Origin of the sequence: Paenibacillus suaedae (assembly GCF_032337355.1) — a bacterium.
Classification (GTDB): domain Bacteria; phylum Bacillota; class Bacilli; order Paenibacillales; family Paenibacillaceae; genus Paenibacillus_B; species Paenibacillus_B suaedae.
This window is the reverse complement of sequence record NZ_JAVYAA010000003.1, coordinates 696,000-714,448: the sequence shown is the minus strand read 5'-3', so window position 1 is coordinate 714,448 and position 18,449 is coordinate 696,000. Positions and strand designations below refer to the sequence as shown.

17 protein-coding genes and 1 pseudogene are annotated in these 18,449 nt (G+C 43.0%); 17 read left to right on the top strand and 1 reads right to left on the bottom strand.

What is annotated here, in order from left to right:
- Nucleotides 1-8: 8 nt before the first annotated feature.
- The 7 genes and pseudogenes from cysC to RQP50_RS16480 form a co-directional block, all read left to right on the top strand.
- A complete protein-coding gene (gene cysC / locus RQP50_RS16510) occupies nucleotides 9-518 on the top strand; it encodes an adenylyl-sulfate kinase (RefSeq protein WP_315746074.1) in 510 nt (169 codons plus the stop codon).
- An 18-nt stretch (nucleotides 519-536) separates the two neighbouring features.
- On the top strand, nucleotides 537-1,277 hold the full coding sequence (locus tag RQP50_RS16505; RefSeq protein WP_315746073.1) for a class I SAM-dependent methyltransferase: 741 nt from the start codon (nucleotides 537-539) through the stop codon (nucleotides 1,275-1,277).
- A 453-nt stretch (nucleotides 1,278-1,730) separates the two neighbouring features.
- Nucleotides 1,731-1,904 (top strand): hypothetical protein, encoded by a 174-nt coding sequence (locus RQP50_RS16500; protein ID WP_174811566.1) that lies wholly within the window; start codon nucleotides 1,731-1,733, stop codon nucleotides 1,902-1,904.
- Between the two features lie 458 nt (nucleotides 1,905-2,362).
- A complete protein-coding gene (locus RQP50_RS16495) occupies nucleotides 2,363-4,324 on the top strand; it encodes an AraC family transcriptional regulator (protein ID WP_315746072.1) in 1,962 nt (653 codons plus the stop codon).
- Nucleotides 4,325-4,432: 108 nt separating this feature from the next.
- Nucleotides 4,433-5,446, top strand: coding sequence for a FecCD family ABC transporter permease (locus RQP50_RS16490; RefSeq protein ID WP_072729377.1), 1,014 nt, complete (start codon nucleotides 4,433-4,435; stop codon nucleotides 5,444-5,446).
- Nucleotides 5,439-6,437, top strand: coding sequence for a FecCD family ABC transporter permease (locus tag RQP50_RS16485; protein WP_072729378.1), 999 nt, complete (start codon nucleotides 5,439-5,441; stop codon nucleotides 6,435-6,437). Before RQP50_RS16490 ends, RQP50_RS16485 begins: the two co-directional genes overlap by 8 nt.
- Before the next feature lie 232 nt (nucleotides 6,438-6,669).
- Nucleotides 6,670-6,904, top strand: a pseudogene (locus RQP50_RS16480) (DUF1048 domain-containing protein); the annotation flags it as partial.
- Here RQP50_RS16480 and RQP50_RS16475 read toward each other — a convergent pair.
- Entirely contained in the window at nucleotides 6,899-7,396 is a 498-nt protein-coding gene (locus RQP50_RS16475; RefSeq protein ID WP_315746071.1) for a hypothetical protein, read from the bottom strand. The pseudogene RQP50_RS16480 and the gene RQP50_RS16475 overlap by 6 nt on opposite strands.
- Nucleotides 7,397-8,259: 863 nt before the next feature.
- Between RQP50_RS16475 and RQP50_RS16470 the strand changes: the two genes are divergently transcribed.
- The 10 genes from RQP50_RS16470 (at nucleotide 8,260) to RQP50_RS16425 (ending at nucleotide 18,441) form a co-directional block, all read left to right on the top strand.
- Nucleotides 8,260-9,606, top strand: coding sequence for a lytic polysaccharide monooxygenase (locus RQP50_RS16470; protein WP_315746162.1), 1,347 nt, complete (start codon nucleotides 8,260-8,262; stop codon nucleotides 9,604-9,606).
- 161 nt (nucleotides 9,607-9,767) lie between these two features.
- A complete protein-coding gene (locus RQP50_RS16465; RefSeq protein WP_174810123.1) occupies nucleotides 9,768-10,142 on the top strand; it encodes a hypothetical protein in 375 nt (124 codons plus the stop codon).
- A gap of 201 nt (nucleotides 10,143-10,343) precedes the next feature.
- On the top strand, nucleotides 10,344-10,976 hold the full coding sequence (locus tag RQP50_RS16460; RefSeq protein WP_315746070.1) for an HAD family hydrolase: 633 nt from the start codon (nucleotides 10,344-10,346) through the stop codon (nucleotides 10,974-10,976).
- Nucleotides 10,977-11,342: 366 nt separating this feature from the next.
- Nucleotides 11,343-12,314 carry a glycerophosphodiester phosphodiesterase family protein gene (locus tag RQP50_RS16455; protein WP_315746069.1) on the top strand — a complete coding sequence of 324 codons (972 nt, stop codon included), beginning with the start codon at nucleotides 11,343-11,345 and terminating at the stop codon, nucleotides 12,312-12,314.
- 389 nt (nucleotides 12,315-12,703) lie between these two features.
- Nucleotides 12,704-13,399: a ribose-5-phosphate isomerase RpiA gene (gene rpiA, locus RQP50_RS16450; protein ID WP_315746068.1), complete on the top strand. Its 696-nt coding sequence runs from the start codon at nucleotides 12,704-12,706 to the stop codon at nucleotides 13,397-13,399.
- 797 nt (nucleotides 13,400-14,196) lie between these two features.
- Nucleotides 14,197-14,487, top strand: coding sequence for a hypothetical protein (locus RQP50_RS16445; RefSeq protein ID WP_072729384.1), 291 nt, complete (start codon nucleotides 14,197-14,199; stop codon nucleotides 14,485-14,487).
- Between the two features lie 654 nt (nucleotides 14,488-15,141).
- Complete coding sequence (locus RQP50_RS16440) at nucleotides 15,142-15,981, top strand: hypothetical protein (RefSeq protein ID WP_315746067.1); 840 nt, start codon at nucleotides 15,142-15,144, stop codon at nucleotides 15,979-15,981.
- Nucleotides 15,982-16,265: 284 nt separating this feature from the next.
- Nucleotides 16,266-16,505: a hypothetical protein gene (locus RQP50_RS16435; RefSeq protein WP_227774655.1), complete on the top strand. Its 240-nt coding sequence runs from the start codon at nucleotides 16,266-16,268 to the stop codon at nucleotides 16,503-16,505.
- A 239-nt stretch (nucleotides 16,506-16,744) separates the two neighbouring features.
- Nucleotides 16,745-17,422 carry a response regulator transcription factor gene (locus tag RQP50_RS16430; protein WP_072729386.1) on the top strand — a complete coding sequence of 226 codons (678 nt, stop codon included), beginning with the start codon at nucleotides 16,745-16,747 and terminating at the stop codon, nucleotides 17,420-17,422.
- Complete coding sequence (locus RQP50_RS16425) at nucleotides 17,419-18,441, top strand: sensor histidine kinase (RefSeq protein ID WP_072729387.1); 1,023 nt, start codon at nucleotides 17,419-17,421, stop codon at nucleotides 18,439-18,441. Before RQP50_RS16430 ends, RQP50_RS16425 begins: the two co-directional genes overlap by 4 nt.
- The last annotated feature ends 8 nt before the right edge of the window (nucleotides 18,442-18,449 follow it).

The following is an 18,449-nucleotide window of genomic DNA, read 5'->3' as shown; positions in this document are numbered from 1 at the left end:
ACTATGCATTGGTAGGAACAGCAATATGGTTAACAGGGATTCCAAGCTCTGGTAAAACGACAACGGCGTTAGCTTTGTCAGCGGCTCTTCAGGAAAGAGGCGTTAGGGTTGAATGCTTGGACGGCGATGAACTTAGACAAATGGTTGGACGAGAGCTTGGATTCAGTAGAGAAGATCGAATGGAGAATATTCGCCGTGCCGTCTATATTAGCAAGCTGCTGAACCGCAATGGTGTTACGACGATCATTTCCATGATTGCACCCTATTTGGAAATGCGAGACTATGCGCGAGCAGAGCTGGAGCCATATGTTGAAGTGTATGTGCATTGTCCCTTAGAGGATTGTGTGCGCAGAGATGTGAAGGGCTTATATGCAAAAGCAATAAAAGGTGAGATAACAGCATTTACGGGTATTTCTGATGTCTATGAACCGCCGGTGCACCCAGAAATCACGATACATACGCACATAAACTGTGTGGAGTCCAATGTGAGTCAAATTTTAGAGTACTTGATGAAATAATGAGAGGAGGGAATGGCGTTGATTGAGCATAGCAATCTTGAAGAATATCAGGATCCCGTAAATTACGATCTTGAATTTGGCGGTGAAATGGACAAATATCAGTTCTATCTTGAGCTTGCTAGATCGAGTCCTGGAGAAGTGTTAGAACTTGCTTGTGGTACAGGCTTAACAACGATCCCCCTGGCAAAAGCCGGCATAACGATGACTGGTGTAGATATCTCATCAGAGATGCTCGCATATGCGCGGTTGAAGGCGGAGGGGTTGCCTGTTACTTTTATGGAAGGCGATGCCCGTACTTTCGAATCGGACAAGCGATTTTCGATGATTTATTTGACTGGCAATGCATTTCAGGCATTCTTACGTGAGCAAGATCAGATCGATTTGCTCACGACCGTTCACAAACATTTACAACCCCACGGAATCTTTGCATTTGAGACTCGTAATCCGGAGGGAACGGATTTATCCGATGAAGAGGAAACAGAATGGGGATCATTTATTGATAAGGATGGAAATACTGTCAAGGTGTCTGGCACACAACGTTACGATGCTAGCCAGCAAATCATGCATTGGGTCACGATGCGTGATTGGGGGGATAAGCGAACGACTTCCCGAATTGCTTGTCGGTTCACGGATCAGAATACGCTGCATACTTTATTAACTCGTCACGGCTTTCGCGTGGAACATCAATATGCTGACTGGGATAAAACGCCGTTCTCTCCGTTATCTCCATCGATCATTAGCGTTTGTAGGAAAGATTAGGAGAGACAGACATACTGCATTGCAATAAAACATCCCCTCAACTCGAGGGGATGTTTGGTGATCCCTAGTTTAGAATGCGAGCAGGTCCATCCCTTATGGGATAGAGCTTTAACGGTCTGTTCAACGAGGGCGGGCGCACCCGTTCGGGACATGCTCATCGTAATGCCGTTTCCTTTTCCAGCATTTTGATAAGCCTGAACGTGTACACGCATCTTCTAAATACCACTTCATCCAGACCTTCAGCTGATCCTCACTCTTGATATTTAGCTCCTTCATTACTTCTTTCACAGAAATACTTACAAATCTCATCTCGATTGATTTCAATTTCAACCCCTGATTATTTCATGAAAATACGACATTCCACATCAAAAAGAGGTTATCCTCATTTTTATTGATGGAAATTTTACGGTAGACAATCTCTATAATAAAGAAACAGATGGGGCCATAAGTCTTATGGTCACAGGTAATTTGCGTGCGAAAAATATAGCTGTTGGCGGTCAGGAAATTTATGTATCGGGTAATCTGATGATTGAGGAAATATTGTGCGGCTCCTACAATCATGGAGAATCGATTGTTCAAGGTGATCTCACCGTCAAGCGCGTACAGACGAAGATGGAGACTACCTGAATGCCCGGATTGAAATCAGAACTCCTGATGGAGCGTATTATTTTTATTCACTGGATCATGGAAATTATGTTTCACGGCATTATCAGCCACCTGATCAATATGGCATGCAGGACATGTCCTTATTGGATCTGAGGCGCTGGGAGGCATCTGAGCGGTATTTTGCTGGATTCAAAAAATTCATTGCTCAGAAAATATGAAAACGCGTACTGATTGTAGCATCAATAATTATAGGTAGTGGGTAAAAATACTGGGCTGATTTGCAAATCCATTTATAAACACTTACATGATCGAATGATGATGCAGAAACAAAAAAATTGTGACAGATAGACTAGGCTTATTGAAGGATTTGACGCTAGAAAATAGGTATGCAATTATCATTGCAAATGATAATCAATATCATATATTATGGGGGTATATATCTTTCAACACAGAGTGAAAGTGAAGGGGAGAGCAAGACGGTGAAATTGAATGAGCAAGCTTTACTATGGAACCAAGCATTCATCAAGATTATAGATGTACGGCATACAATAATGAAGCAAGGCGAGGAGTTGCATGCGTACAGAATGCCCTCAAGCGCCTTCTTATATGTAATTAGAGGCAGCGCACAGCTCCAGCTGGACGGCATTGCACACCACGTCAGCCGGTTTTCCTTGATCCATGGAGGCAAGGGAGTCTATCTTGATATTACTGCGGATGAGCTCCTGGACTATTATATGATTTTATATAAAGCGGTGCTGGCGCTGCCAGCCCGTCAAGAAACGGTCAAGTTGATAGAGGATCACAATCCGTTTCAAATGCAATATGTGTTCAAGCCTCATTACCCGATCTCCGTCTTCCATCATGTCACCGCCATGAGCAAGGAGTGGCATCATTCGGATTTCATAGAGAAACTTCAAGTTAAAGCGATATTTTATCAAATGGTCTATGAAATACTAGAGCAAATGGAACGACAGAATGTCATAGCCGTCAAGCCTGACCTCGTGGCCCAAGCGGTACGCTATATTCATGAGCGCTATCAGGAGCCGATTACGCTCGAGACGCTGCTTGAACACCTTGATTGCAGCTCCAGACAGCTGCTGCGCGTCTTCAAGAAGCAAGTTAGAACAAGCCCGATCGATTATTTGATTCAATTACGGATGAGCAAGGCGAAGCAGTTACTTCTTTCCACAGATTTCACCTTGAAGGAAATTGCGGAGAGCGTAGGTTATACCGACAGCTATTATTTTAGCCGTATCTTCAAGAAATACGAAGGTGCTTCTCCTACTAGCTTTAAAGAAGCTGCATTGCAGCAGGAGCAGCGTCGAAATAATCCATCCGTCGTGTCCAGATATCCCATTGCTGCTAAAAGACAGCAACGTTATATTGATAATGATTATGAGAATCATTATCATAAAAAGAGAGAAGGGGTATTACCGATGTATCGAAAGTCGAGAACAGCAATGGCAGCAACCTTATTATTTTGTTTCACCCTCTTGTTGAGCGCATGCACAACAGGAGGAACGAACGCCACATCGGCAAACAGTGGCTCGCCCAGTAATAACGTAGCAGCTTCCACAAGTCCGGCTGCAAGCAATGAGACAAGAGTAATTAAGCATGCGATGGGGGAAGAAACACTCAGCGGTACCCCTGAACGTATTGTTATATTGACCAATGAAGGAACGGAGGCGCTGTTGGCAGTTGGCATTAAACCAGTCGGAGCCGTTCAGTCTTGGATTGGCGATCCTTGGTACGACCATATCAAGCAAGAGATGGAAGGGGTCACCGTTGTCGGAGACGAGCTGCAGCCGAATCTTGAATTGATCGCGAGCCTCAAGCCGGATCTGATTATCGGCAATAAGGTCAGACAAGAGAAAATTTACGACCAATTAAAGCAAATTGCTCCCACGATATTCTCCGAAGATCTGGCGGGAGATTGGAAAATCAATTTCAAGCTCTACTCCGAAGCTTTAAACAAGCAGGCAGAAGGAGAGCAAAAGATGGCGGCCTTTGACAAACGTGTCGAGGAAGTCAAGGCAAAACTGGGCAGCAAAGCGGAAACGAAAGTATCAGTGGCCCGCTTCTCTGCCAAACAAGTTCGTATCTATCAGAAGCAAACGTTCTCCGGTGTGCTATTGAGCCAATTAGGTATTGCCCGCCCAGAATCGCAGGATAAAGACTCCTTTATGGAGGTTATGTCCAAGGAAACGATACCTAGCATGGACGGCGATGTGCTCTTCTACTTCGTATCGGAGGTTCCGGGCAAGAACGATGCGGCGAAGGTGGTAGAGGAATGGAAAAAAGATCCGCTGTTCCAGAACTTGAGTGTTACCAAGAACAACAAAATTATTCAAGTCGATGAAGCCATATGGAACTCAGCAGGCGGATATGAAGCGGCCAATCTGCTGCTGGATGAACTTGTTAAGTACTTTGATGTAAAGTAATTAAGGCGTATCGAATTAACAAGCTGACGCTGTATTCGCGTCAGCTTGTTGGCGATTTTGGCAGTTTCGTTGTTAAGGCTGCCAATGAAAAGGAGGCACGGTGCAGACATGAATGGTTCTTTCCTCACGCGAAGCAGCAAGCGGAAGCTCGCCGGCCTAGCTGTCAGCGCGATCCTGCTGCTGATTAGTATGTTGTGCAGTGTATTGTACGGTCTTCATCACTTCGGGTTGAAAGACTTGTGGCAGGCCTACAGTCAATTCGACGGATCCAATGAGCATCTTATTCTGACGACGGCTCGCGTACCCCGAACCTTAGTTGCGGCTCTGGTAGGAGCAAGCTTAGCCGTAGCAGGGGCGATTATGCAGGTTCTAACAAGAAATCCACTGGCTTCGCCCTCTGTCTTTGGCGTAAATGCAGGGGCAGTGCTATTTATTGTCATCGGGCTGCTCGCATACGGTTCCTCGTTAACGATGAGCGGTATGGTCTGGCTAGCTTTCGCAGGCGCGATCGCAACATCAGTGGCCGTCTATACGCTAGGCCTGCAAGGAGGCGGGTTCGAGCCAGTGAAGCTGACCTTGGCTGGCGCTTGTATGGCTGCTTTCACTTCTTCTATTACATCCGGCATTATGCTTATTGATAAGCAGTCGCTTGAATCTGCCCTGTTCTGGATGATCGGCTCCGTGGAAGGAAGAAATGTAGAACATTTGCTGATGGTACTGCCCTATATGGTAATAGGGTTAGCTATCTCATTCCTATTGGCGGGCTCTTTAAATATTATGGCGCTTGGAGACGATAGCGCAAGAAGCTTAGGACAGCGGTTGACTCTGGTGCGTGTCCTATCAGCTGCGGCAATCGTACTACTCGCTGGGAGCTCAGTAGCAGCAGCTGGTCCGATCGCTTTTGTCGGGCTTATTGTTCCTCATTTGTGCAGATACATCATTGGACATGATTTCAAGTGGCTGCTTCCTTATACCGCACTAGTTGGTGCAATCCTTCTAGTGACTGCAGATTTAGCATCACGCTTTATTCTAGAAACCAAAGAAGTTCCGGTAGGCGTCGCAACGGCGATTGTCGGAGTTCCCTTTCTGATTCATGTGGCCAGGAGGAAATTGCATGCTTAACCCGCGTACAGCCAAATATACGATCATGTTTATCGCTTTAACCTTTATCGTTGCTGCCTTGTCACTTCTTAGTTTATCGGTCGGTGGAGTTGGTGTTCCTCTAGAAGAGGTGCTTGCTTCTCTTGTCGGGCGAAATGCGGAAGCCAGCAACCTGATCATTATGCAGTTCCGTCTGCCTCGAATAACAGCCGCTATTCTCATTGGTGCAGCATTGGCAGCAGCCGGAGCGCTATTGCAGGGCGTCATTCGCAATCCGCTAGCTTCTCCGGATTTGCTTGGTGTAACGGGTGGTGCGTCGGTAGCAGTGGTTGCTTTCATGACTTTCGTGACGGGCTACAGCATTCACTGGGTACCGTTCATTGCGATCGGCGGCGCGTTGGTTACGGCTACCCTCAATTATGTATTGGCTTGGAAAAAAGGGGTGTCGCCGTTCCGGCTGGTGCTGATCGGCATCGGCATTTCAACCGCAATGGGGGCGCTCACTACATTCCTGCTCATTAGCGGTCCGACGTATTTGGCCGCGCAAGTGCTGAATTGGATGACAGGAAGCATATATGGTACCAATTGGGCCTATATCGAAGTGCTCTGGCCGTGGGTAGCGATATTCATTCCTTTGTCACTGCTGATGGCGAAGGAATTAAATGTGCAATCTTTAGGCGAGGATGTCGCTCGAGGCCTTGGAAATAGGCTTCAACTCAGCCGGATGATTCTCTTATTTTATAGTGTTGCGCTTGCCGGCGCAGCGGTTGGTGCAGCCGGTACGATCTCTTTCATCGGATTAATGGCACCGCATATTGCCAGAAGACTGGTCGGAAATTGTTACAAGCTGATCATCCCGGTATCCGCGTTTATAGGTGCGATTATTCTATTGCTGGCGGATTTGGCAGGAAGAATGCTTTTTCAGCCGCTGGATATTCCGGCTGGCGTATTCACAGCAGGCATTGGCGCTCCATTCTTCATGTACTTGCTATTTAAACGCAAGAGGACTTAGCTCATCTGTCATCTCAGATAGAGATAGAGGAGGAGGATAATGGAACGCTCATTGAGTATGCTCCTGGTTAGATCATAGACTCGCTACTGAGACGAATAGAATCCTTATAGCAAAGAGGCTTAAGGTTTTAGCATTTCTACTTACTAGGAGGCTGTATACTTTAGGCCTCTTTGTGTTTATTCTCTGGTTTGAGTGACTCCTTTCAGCAGAGAACAGAATCGATGTTTAGAACATTCAAAAATATCTCTTTAAGGTCGGCCCACTTGAGCTAACCGAGGGGACGGGATTTGCTTTCGGGGATTATCGATCTTTTTGAAGAGGGAGCAGTCTTGGGGAAAGGCGTGCTGGAAGTGACGGGCAGTGACGTAGCAGCTTTCTGCGACGGTCTAATCAAAGATACAAAAACTTACGCTGACCTCTATCAAGAATCTGTTGGCCAAGAAGGTAACAACAGGAATTTTCTATAATGCCCCCAAACACAAAACTACAATTCTATAGGGTGTAGTTTGGGCGGGGATACTTACTGTGGTAGGTCCATAAATAACAATTAGATCTCGGTTCGCAGGGGTTCCTGAAAAGTGTTGCCCATTTGTTAGTATGATTTGAGTATATGGAGAAATGATTAATCGTAATTGTCCATCACTACTCTCCAACTCAGTATTAAAATAATCTACTTTTACATTCTGATAGGGGCTATTTTTTACCATGACAATTGCTTGATATTGTGGAGGGTAAATTAGAGGCGCAGGTGCATTACCGTCATAATATCCAGTCACTTGATCTCCCACTGACACCATTACATGGTTTACAAAATAGGTCTTGGGCGACACCACGAAATTTACGATTTCCCCCAACCCGTTGTCAACAGATATTAATTTATAACATCCTTCGCCATTTTGACCTGTAAAAAAATCATTAATCATAGTGATAGTCCCGTGAAAAGAATAAAAATTTGTCATTACAATACCTCCTTTTGCTTTATAAAGATAACGTATTATTCGTAACGTCAAATATCCTGTATGTATAGTATGTAGGTTAATAACTATATGATTGTGCAGATGCCTATATAGGAGATTCCTCGTGTTGTGCTAACATCTATTAGCCTTGTAACATACCTTGATGATTCCAACCACTCCACACTTATTAGAGGAACTAATCTTTAACTTTACAGGAGCGGATTTTTGTTTTAATGGTATAAGTTCATGTCCCGAGCTAAGGATAAGAACTTGTATTCATAGCCGATTAGATACCTGCATAAAAAATAAAAGCGGTATTATTTAAGTCTTATTGTTCAGAGGGAAAATCCCTTAAAGAAAAGTGCTAATTCATGACACTCCGATAACACGACTCCAATTGAGACGAAATTCTATTATGCTTATCTGTATAAATTCCTCCATATTGAGACATGATTCCAATCCCCTCCATGCTTTACCCATAGGCGTACTTACTTGGTTTTTGATCCCCAATTAATTGCGCGTTATGAATGTCAGCGTTCATCAGCAGTTTACTAGCTGATTCTATTTTGTGAGCAGAGTTGCTCACGCTTAATTTCCCCTTCCTACGTAGATTTCCAACCCGCTTGTCTATGCTTCTCACGATGTGATTAGGTATTGTTTTTCATGACTTTGTACGAGTATATAAGCTCTAAGGAGTTTGTATAAATCGGTTTAAGAAGGAGTGGATGCCCGCACGTTAACGGTTGTGCACAGCTTAGGCAAGATCCTATTCAAGAGAGGAGGCAGCTCACAAGATCGAGGTAAAGAAGGTGTCGAAAAACGAAGGCACATTATGACCAAACCAAATCATGGGAGGTAATGTGATGATGTTTCAAACCCGTTTGGATTCCCGTTTCATCCAGCGATTAACGCTGATTGGAGGCGGATTGCTGCTCGTGTTCGCTTGTATGTTCGCGTTCTCGAAGACCTTGTCAGCCCACGGATATATTAATGATCCGGCCAGCCGGGCGATCCAGTGTAAAAACGGATTAAATACCAACTGCGGCCCGATCGTCTATGAGCCTCAGAGCCTAGAGGGGCCGAAAGGTTTTCCTGCTGCCGGACCCCCTGACGGCAAAATCGCCAGCGCCGGTCTTGCTGGCTTCGCTCCGCTTGACCAGCAATCAGCTACTCGCTGGAACAAGGTGAGCATGAAGAGCGGTACCAACAACTTTACTTGGATTTTTACCGCTCGTCATGCCACGACAAGCTACCGGTATTTCATCACCAAGCCGGATTGGAATCCCAATGCACCGTTGACCCGCGCCCAGTTTGATCTGACTCCGTTCTGCACGATTAACGGGAATGGCCAGCAGCCGCCGGCCACGTTAACCCAAACCTGCAATGTGCCGCAAAGAGATGGCTACCATGTTATCCTCGGCGTGTGGGATATCGCGGATACCCAAAATGCCTGGTACATCGTCATCGATGCCCAATTCGGTCCTGGCGACAGCGTTGCACCTACGGCGCCGACTAATTTGGCCGTAAGCAACGTTGGCACAAAGACCGCTACACTGACTTGGGGGGCCTCGACAGACAACATTGCCGTCACGGGTTATGAGGTGTACAACGGCGTCAATGTCATCGCCACGGTTCCTGGCAATCAGACGAGCGCCAATCTCACCAATCTATTGGCAGGCACGACTTATAATCTAGCTGTGAAGGCGTTCGACGCTTCCGGTAATCGGTCACCGCTCAGCAATAGTGTCCAGTTTACAACTACGAAATTACCGGTTGACGTGACGCCGCCGACCAATCCGACCGGCCTGCATGTGATGGGCACCCCGACATCTACGTCAGTTACGTTGATGTGGAATGCATCCACAGATGATTCCGGCATCGCTGGTTACCGGATTTACAACGGCAGCACGGTGATCGCTACTGTCACTGGTACGGCAACCGAGAAGGTCGTTACCGGTTTGTCGCCGAACACGCAATATACGTTTACGGTTCGCGCTTACGACCCGTCGAACAACGAATCTGGTGACAGCAATGCCGTGACGGTGTCAACGCCTGACGGTCCGAGTGCAACGCCATGGGCTCCAAATACCGCTTATGCGGTCAATGCGCTCGTATCTTATAATGGCAAGGTGTACAAATGCCTCCAGAACCATACCGCCTTGCCGGGTTGGGAGCCGAGCAACGTGCCCGCGCTCTGGCAGCTGCAACCGTAAACGCAGGCTTTAAAAGAGCTGGAATCCCGCCGTTTGCAAAGAGCGGCGGGATTATTTTTCATGATAGATTCGATCGAGTGGATTCCATGCAATGACTCTACCATCTGGTACAAAGAAGTGCTTGTCGAGTTCACTCTACGAAAAAAGGAGCTTGAGATGGTATGAAAAGAAAAATCGCGTCTATCGTTTTCATGTTTGTCCTGCTGTTCAGTTTTGCTTCCACTGGTTTGGCCGCCTCAAGCGGACCGGGTACAGGCAACAATACTTGGGCGCCGGTTCAAGCACATGGCAATATTTATATCGAAGGCAACTTCATAAACAACGGGCAGATCAGCCTCGGGGTTAATTTTAATCTGTACCGGGTTACCCCGACCGGAGATGTGCTGGTAGGGAGTAATTCGACGAATACCATTCCGGCTGGTCAATATGCACGTCTCAAGATTCCTTTGGCTTCGAATCAACCCGACGGACAGTATAGACTTGTCTTAAGCTCACCAGGTGACTTCACCGTCGTTGCCTATTTGGGCTACAATTAACGTTAAAAACCTCCTCGGCCACATTTCTCCTAACGGTGGCGATGGAGGTTTTCCTTATTTTTAACATATTAAAGAACCTATATGTCTTTTAACAAAGTTAGATGCTTTCGGAATCAATTTAGCTATTGACCTGAAATGGATTTCATACTTTAGCATACAAATAGGAGTTCTTTTTAAATATGCCAAAGGAGGATGATAACCATGTATACAACAATTATTTTTGATATTGATGGAACATTAATAAATACAGAACAAGCGGTGTTGAGATCCTTGCAGAAGCTGCTAAAGATTAACTATAATCGGGAAGTTGACTTCTCAGAACTTGCTTTTGTGCTAGGGATACCAGGTTCTGTCTCCTTGAAACGACTGGGCATTAAGGATAATGACATCGAATATGCCAATCATTGTTGGAATGAGTTTATGGGGGATTATAAACATACAATCCATGTTTACAAAGGTATTCAACAATTGCTTGCGAGTCTGAAAGAACATTCTTTTTCTACCGGGGTAGTCACATCCAAGACGAAACAAGAATTTGTCGACGATTTTGTTCCGTTTGGTCTTGATCAATATATGCAATATGTAATATGTGCAGATGATACAACCTTGCACAAGCCTAATCCCGAACCATTACTAAAGTTTCTGGATATCTCGGGGGCGAAATCTGGGGCATCCATATACATCGGCGACACCATTTATGATTCTGAATGTGCCAGAGACGCTGGTGTTGACTTTGGACTAGCTTTGTGGGGATGTAAGCATGGGGATTCTATTCCAGCAAAGTATAAGTTCAACCATCCACTGGACATGCTTACACTTTTAAATCTCCAGTAAAGGTATGCATCACAGCTAAAACTTCTCATTTAAGATTGAATAGATGAGAAGTTTTTTAATATGTGTAAATGATATTTATAGGTGAAGAGCATAGATTAGTTCAATCAGACTTATCGGCAATGATAAAAATTCATCTCAACTATCTGATGATGCCACTTTGACACCTGCTTGTCGGGGGACAAGAACATGGTCCTATTTAAAGTCGCTATTAGCGGATTTTTTAAGATTGATTTTTCAGATAGTCGTTATCTAGATTACATTTTTATACATTGAACTGTATTTAAAGTTCTAATACTCTTATAAAAAGGATATGACATTGTAAATTCATTTTAAAGTAAGAAAAGAAAAAGAAGGAAAGGATAACCAATGAAAAAAAGAAAAAATAAAAAGACATATATCATTTTGGGGATAACCCTTTTGGTTGTTATGGTTTGGATGAATAATTCGAGTCTATTTTACTCGAAAGATACAAATTATAAGATTCTAGCTCATAGAGGGTTGGCTCAAACCTTTGATATTTCACAGGTAGAGTATGATACGAATACAGCTGAAATCATTTATCCGCCTGAGCACCCTTATTTAGAAAATACAATTCCTTCTATGAAGGCAGCATTTGATCATGGTGCTGACGTAGTGGAATTAGATATTCAGTTAACGAAGGATCATCAATTAGCTGTTTTTCATGATTTTACTTTAGAGTATAGAACAAATGGTAAAGGTGAAGTCAAAGATTATAAAATGAACGAATTGAAGAAACTAGATGTCGGCTTTAGATATACGGCTGATAATGGTGAGAGCTATCCGTTTCGTGGCAAAGGCATTGGCATGATGCCAAGCTTAGATGAGGTGTTTGCAGCTTTTCCTAATAAAGAGTTTTTAATTCATGACAAAGATGGAGATATGGAAACAACAAAAGTATTGTGGGATTCTTATTTAAGCAAATTGTCAAAGAATCAATTAGATAAAATAACAGTTTATGGTGATGGAGATAGCGAAGGGTTTGATTATTTACGTTCAAAACATGCAGAGTTGAAATTGTTGACGAAAACAATGATGAAAAACGCACTTTTAAAATACGAATTATTAGGTTGGACGGGATATATTCCGAAAGAATTGCATAATATGGAGCTTCATTTGCCTTTAAATTATGCGAAGTTCTTATGGGGTTGGCCAAATAAATTTATTGATAGAATGGAATCTGTCAATACGCGAGTTGTAATCGTAGAGGGAAATGGTAAATGGTCAGAAGGATTTGATACAAAAGAAAGCCTTGAAAAAATTCCAGCAGGATTTCAGGGCTATATATGGACAAATAGGGTTGATAAAGTTACGAATTGATTTAATTCATCAAAATAGTTGATTCTTCATTGACCTTGAGGGGAATCGAATTGAACACTGAAGAAGTATGCGGCACGGGGTAAGGAATAGCGATTAGGGAATTAGAAAGCAAATAGAATCAGACATAGGAGGCACGGCCATCAGAATGTAACGCTGGCATGCCTCTTTTTGTTTTCAGGATTACATTCCAACGTATATTTATAGGAAGAAAGGCGCGACAAGGGTTTGAATATACTTTTATACATATGAACAAAATACAATGTATTCTACACTATGAAGCATATATCGCCGAAGTGGTTGATACGAAGGAGGAAGCCTTTGTTAAGACCAAATAGTTCGTTGAAGAGGTTGTATCAAAAAATCAACTAGCTTGCGTGGGTGAACGACAGATGACCAATTATGAACAAGAAAAAAAGCTAGCTGCATTAACGGCGCTGGCTTATGTAGAAGACAAGATGATAATCGGGATCGGAAGCGGGAGCACGGCAAGCCACTTTATCCAATTTCTCGGAGAGAAAGTGGGAGAAGGGCTTCAAGTAACCGGCGTGCCTACGTCCAAAGAGACGGAGCGCCTCTGTACATTACTTGGCATTCCACTGATCACAACTCAAATTCCAGAAAAAATTGATCTTACCGTTGACGGAGCAGATGAATTCGATCCGTATCTGCGATTAATAAAAGGGGGAGGCGGCTACTTGCTAAAGGAAAAACTGGTTGCCTCTTGTTCCGCTAGAACGGTTATTATTACGGATTCCAGAAAACAAGTAAGCGTACTCGGACGCACATACGCGCTACCGATCGAAGTGATTCCGCTAATGTGGGGCCAGATCGCGAAGAAGCTTAGGGACTTGGGAGGCGAAGCGAAATTACGCTCTTTTGGGACACCGCCTGTACCTTATTTGAGCGAAAATGGAAACTATATTCTAGACTGCAAGTTCGCATCTATCGATCAGCCAGAACGCCTCGCCCATGAGCTTTCCCAAATGAAGGGAATGGTCGAACACGGACTGTTCATCGGAATTGCTGATGAGGTCATCATGGGGGAGAATGAGGGGACGAGATGTTTTCGCATTGGCTCAAAATGACAGAGTTTCAATGTTGTTTTTCCGGAGCAGCAATCGACATCAATATCTTGAGACGTTTCTCGCTGCCAGAGAAATATCCGCAACTTCGTTGGGATGAGTCATAAGGATGGCGTAGAGTCGATAGCAAGCGTTTATTCCACCTTATTACAAACCGTAAATTGTAGGAATAAACTCTACGGACGAGCTTTTGACTTACAAATTATATTAAATATTAGGGACATTAAAAACTGCCTAGAGGCACGGAAACCATATTAATAACATACTCTCTGAGCTCTACGGTGAGCTCAAGCGGCGCATTCCAAACATTAATTAGCGTTGAGTTTGTTTCTTAAGCCAGTATTGGCGATTGTAGATCTGAATGAAAGGTTGTTCGGATTGCACTTGCAAGGTGAAACTGTGCTTTCATTGAGTCCATGTGAAACAAAGTGGAACATAATGTAATCATTTTACGTCTACGTTATTAAAGGGAGGGGTTCGATGCTTCGAAAAAACTGCCGATTGTATTCTCTATCGTAATGTTATTGAGTGCTTGCAGGTCAGATGAAGGCTTTCCGAACCACAATTGGGTAATACTCCTCCCCAGCCAGAAGTCAACGTTAATGGAGAATCCATTCAGGTGTATCAAAGCTCATACTGTTGGGGAAACACTTGTGCCGATTATATAAGACCAGAAGAAATGCTTAGAGATAAGGAAAAAGAATTTCTGAAGGTAGTTCAAGCTACGTATTTGTTATCGAAGTGATAGATTAACTTGTTTGTTCAATGAAACCAGGGAGCAAACCTTAGGGGGGGATTCAATGATTGTACCTGCTCATTTAGACGGTGCGAAGGTGATAATGTATGTGGATAATGATGTGAACCGTCCAATCGCAAGAATGCTATATGAAGAAGATAATGGCTCTTCTAAGGAAATAATCATTACAGGGTTAGCACTTGCGAAATACGACGATTCCAATGATTATTATCTGTTCTTATGTGATAAGAACTGGGAAGTCTATCAAGATTTTGATATGGGATCAATCGAAGAGGCACTCCATAGTTCTATCGCAAGTTTTGAGCTAAACAAGAGTGATTGGAAGTATGTATAGATTACGCTAACAAGACACGATAGTTTAAACATATTTTGTTGAGCAGCTTCCGAAGCCAGCATACTTAATCAGTATGTAAACCTTTTAAAAAACAAAAAAAGGGACGGAGTCCCTCTTTTCAAAGAGTATATTAGATTTTAACTGTACCCGTTTGTCTGTCTGATGCAATAAATAATGGATCTCCAGTTTCAGTATGCTTCACACCTGCATCTGAAGTAAAGATGATGCCAATAGAAATCATCAAAAATAACAATAAGGCACTTAACAATAAGCTTGTAGGAAAAGATTGGGAGCTTGAACTTTTCAAAAAGTACCACACCCTTTACGTGGAAATACTTACTGGTTTTATGATATAGTCTACCATTTATTTGTGTCAAGACTAAAAAACATGTGAAGCTTTCGTTTGGGCAGATGACTTACCTTTGGTCTATACTAGCAATCAGTAACCCATCCATCGCTGAATTTATTGATTATGTAGGTCGATGGGTGGCAGCACGCTAGAGCATGTGGATGTAATTGCTATCTAGGGGAATCTGTAATCTTCTAAAACTAAAGGAGATAGAGGCGCTGGATGTTGGGCACTGATTCCAGTGTTTTTTGTGTGATACAATAAGGAAAAGGGTAGAAGATGGAAATTTGGAACGGAGGGAAAGCTTGCTTACGTGGAATAGCGATGTATGGGGAAAGCTGACAGGGCCGTACAGTTCTGCAGAAAATCTATCTGAGTTATTGCAGCAGCTAATGCGCCATTATAGTCAGGAGCTTTTTGATGAAATCTTCCAAGAGTACTTGTACCATCAAAATACGATATATACGGCCACATATGCAGCGATGCCTTTTTTAGCACAAATCGCATGTTCAACATCTGATGCTGAAGTGCGCAAAGAGCTGTTTGTAAATTGCGGTATAATCGAGGCAAGCCGTGATGGGCACGATGAGGAGCCATTTCCAGAAGCTTGGGCTGAACTGGCTGAAGATGTAGGCAAGTCTGTCTGCACTGAATTGTATCGTGAATATGTAGAGGCTATCGGGAAACTCAAGGCGCTTACGAAGGAAGTATTCACCTATACAGCCCATCATTCCGTCGATGAGACGGAGAAACGTTTTATTCTTATTGCGGATGCCGCTTATCGAGGTTCGTATATGCTTGCCGATATGTTGATGACTTTTAGTAACGGTGATGAGTATGTGGCCATGTGTCCGGCCTGCGAAAATGATGTATATATCTGGCCTCATGTAGATCATTCTGAAGAAATCGAAATACTTCAAGCCTATGAACAAGATCCCGTCTTTCACACTGATCAGGAATCCCATGTGATCGTCCCGGTCACGTCATTTGCAGATGAAGAAATACGAATATTAGCGGAGCGGGCGGAAGCGATCGGGGAGCAAACATTGGTTAGGCATCTGTATTATTTAGCGGGGGAAACATCATGTCCATCCTGCCGTGAGAAAATTTCCGTATGGCCGTCTTTACTTAGCACATTTTCATAGTTGGGCGCAAGTTAAGGAGTATGTTAACCAATTGGATTTCTAGGAGCTGTCACGCGCGACAAGCTCCTTCTTATTTTCCGCCGATAGCCCCTTTGAGGTGAACCTTATTACTAGTTGGGCGAAAAAATCTACATTTTATTTGATCTCCTGTGAACGAGGAGAATCTACCGTACGCAAGTGAAAACAAATAGATCCAATTTATATTGGAGCAGCCAAACCACTTATGCGTGATTTAGTTACAGCTGTTATACAACCTACAAGCAAGTGGAGGGCACTTTGTTGATTTGCCTGATGCAGTGGGAATGGGTGTTGTTTTATGGGATGATATCGTTCTTGAAGACAAGCTATGTTACTGCTATGTGTGTACCACAGAAGAAGCAGCTTATGGCCAAGTTATCATAAATGATGGGAGTAAATCAGCTATCTCAGATGGCTTTGGTGGCAATCCTCCTAATGCAACGGTCTGTAAGACCATTGACAATCAGTTATTCAAGAAACGGTTATTAGAATTATTGGTAAGCTAACATTACGGGGTGTTTTGATGAAAAACAATTTCCAGTAATAGATTATCAAAAAGTAGTATTTATGAGCAGGCCATCAGTCTGCTCATTTTATGTGTGCAACACATGGTGATAGACTTTAGACGGGCCTCATTTTTATGAAACTCTATAAACCAACGTTAAAATTGTCTTAAACGGAAACCATTTCTTAGATTGTGTTAATCTGTCTAATAGTGAACGCAATTTAGAGAGAGGGATGCTACTTGAAAAGAAACGTATTATATATTGAAGATAATGAGAAAATAGGCAGTTGGGTAAAAGAAGAATTGGAACAGCGAGGATTTTCAGTTCAGTGGCTGCTTTCTGGTGAAGGAGCCGAAAAAGAAGTACATCAGCATGAAGTAGTTATTTTGGATATCATGTTACCCGGGTTAGACGGATTTACGGTGGGAAAACGATTAAAGAAAGCAGCTCCTGCTGTTCCTATTTTGTTGTTATCTGCTCGAACATCGATAGATGACAAGGTAGATGGTTTGCAATTTGCTGATGACTATGTAACGAAACCATTCCATACGGATGAATTGGTTGCAAGATTAGAAGTATTAATCCGTCGAAGAGGTGGAACACATTCCGAACGCATTTCATTAGGAGATCATATAGAAGTAGATCCGGAAGTCCAAATGGTATATGACAAACGCACAGGAGAAGAAATTATATTGACTGGGAAACAACATCAAATTTTAATGTACTTCTTACGCCACCCCAATCAAGTTCTACCAAAAGAACAAATCTATGAAGCAATTTGGCAAGAAACTTATATCACTGGTGATAAGACCATAATGGTACATATCCATCGACTGCGTCAAAAGCTGGAACGTCATCCTGATTCTCCAGAGATTATTGAAACGTTGAAGGGAATAGGCTATCGGGTGAAACTATGAAACAGAATAGATCATTATTTCGACGTTTTCTAAAAGTACATTTTCTATTTATCTTTCTTCCTCCCATTGTGCTTATTTTCTTCAGTGCGTTTATTGGGTTTTCTATCAATGGAGATTCTATCAATAGTGAAGATCTAAATACGTTACATCTATTTTACGTTGCCTTGCTATTGTTTGGTTTTATTATTGTCGCATTTGTTATATTATCTTGGCTGTTCTTCTTGAGACTTCGCAAACGTCTCGCCCGCTTACAGAAAGTCATGTCATCTTCTGCTAAAAATAACTCATTTCCGAAACCCATATCTGTTCAAGCGGATCGTATGGATGAGATAGACCAGTTAGGAAGTTCTTTTAATTGGATGATTCAGCAGCTTGAAGACAGTCGTAAACAAGCATATGAAGAAGAATTGTTACGACATCGACTCATTGCGAATTTATCACACGACTTACGAACGCCACTTACCATTTTGAGAGGACATGTCACCAAATTAAATAAAGAATCCATGAGTGTAGAAGGACAAAACTCGTTAACAGAGATCAACCATACGATTACAAGAGTCGGAGATCTAATGGATGATTTACTTACGTATACATTGCTTACCTCAGGAAAACATCCTTTTGAGCCCGTTTCAACAGATATCGGACGTTTGGTAAGGGCATCTGTTGCTGCGTGGTATCCTGTATTTGAGGAAAAAGAAATTCAGCTCGATGTTGATTTACCGGCAGATGAAACATTTTATTGGGAAGCAGATCCTACATGGGTGACACGGGTTCTGGATAATTTATTTCAGAATATTATTCGCCATGCAGCAGCGGGGAAATATGCAAACATTGTGGTTGATGTAGAAAAAGAACAAATCATTGTTGCAGACAGAGGCCCAGGTATGGATAACTCATCCTATGAGCGTGGAGCGGGGATTGGTTTATCGACTTCAAACTATATGTTGAAAAAAATGAAGCTGAAGGCTGACTTTACATCAAATGAAAATGGCACAAGAGTAGCTATTGGTAGAGCGTAACCTAAAGG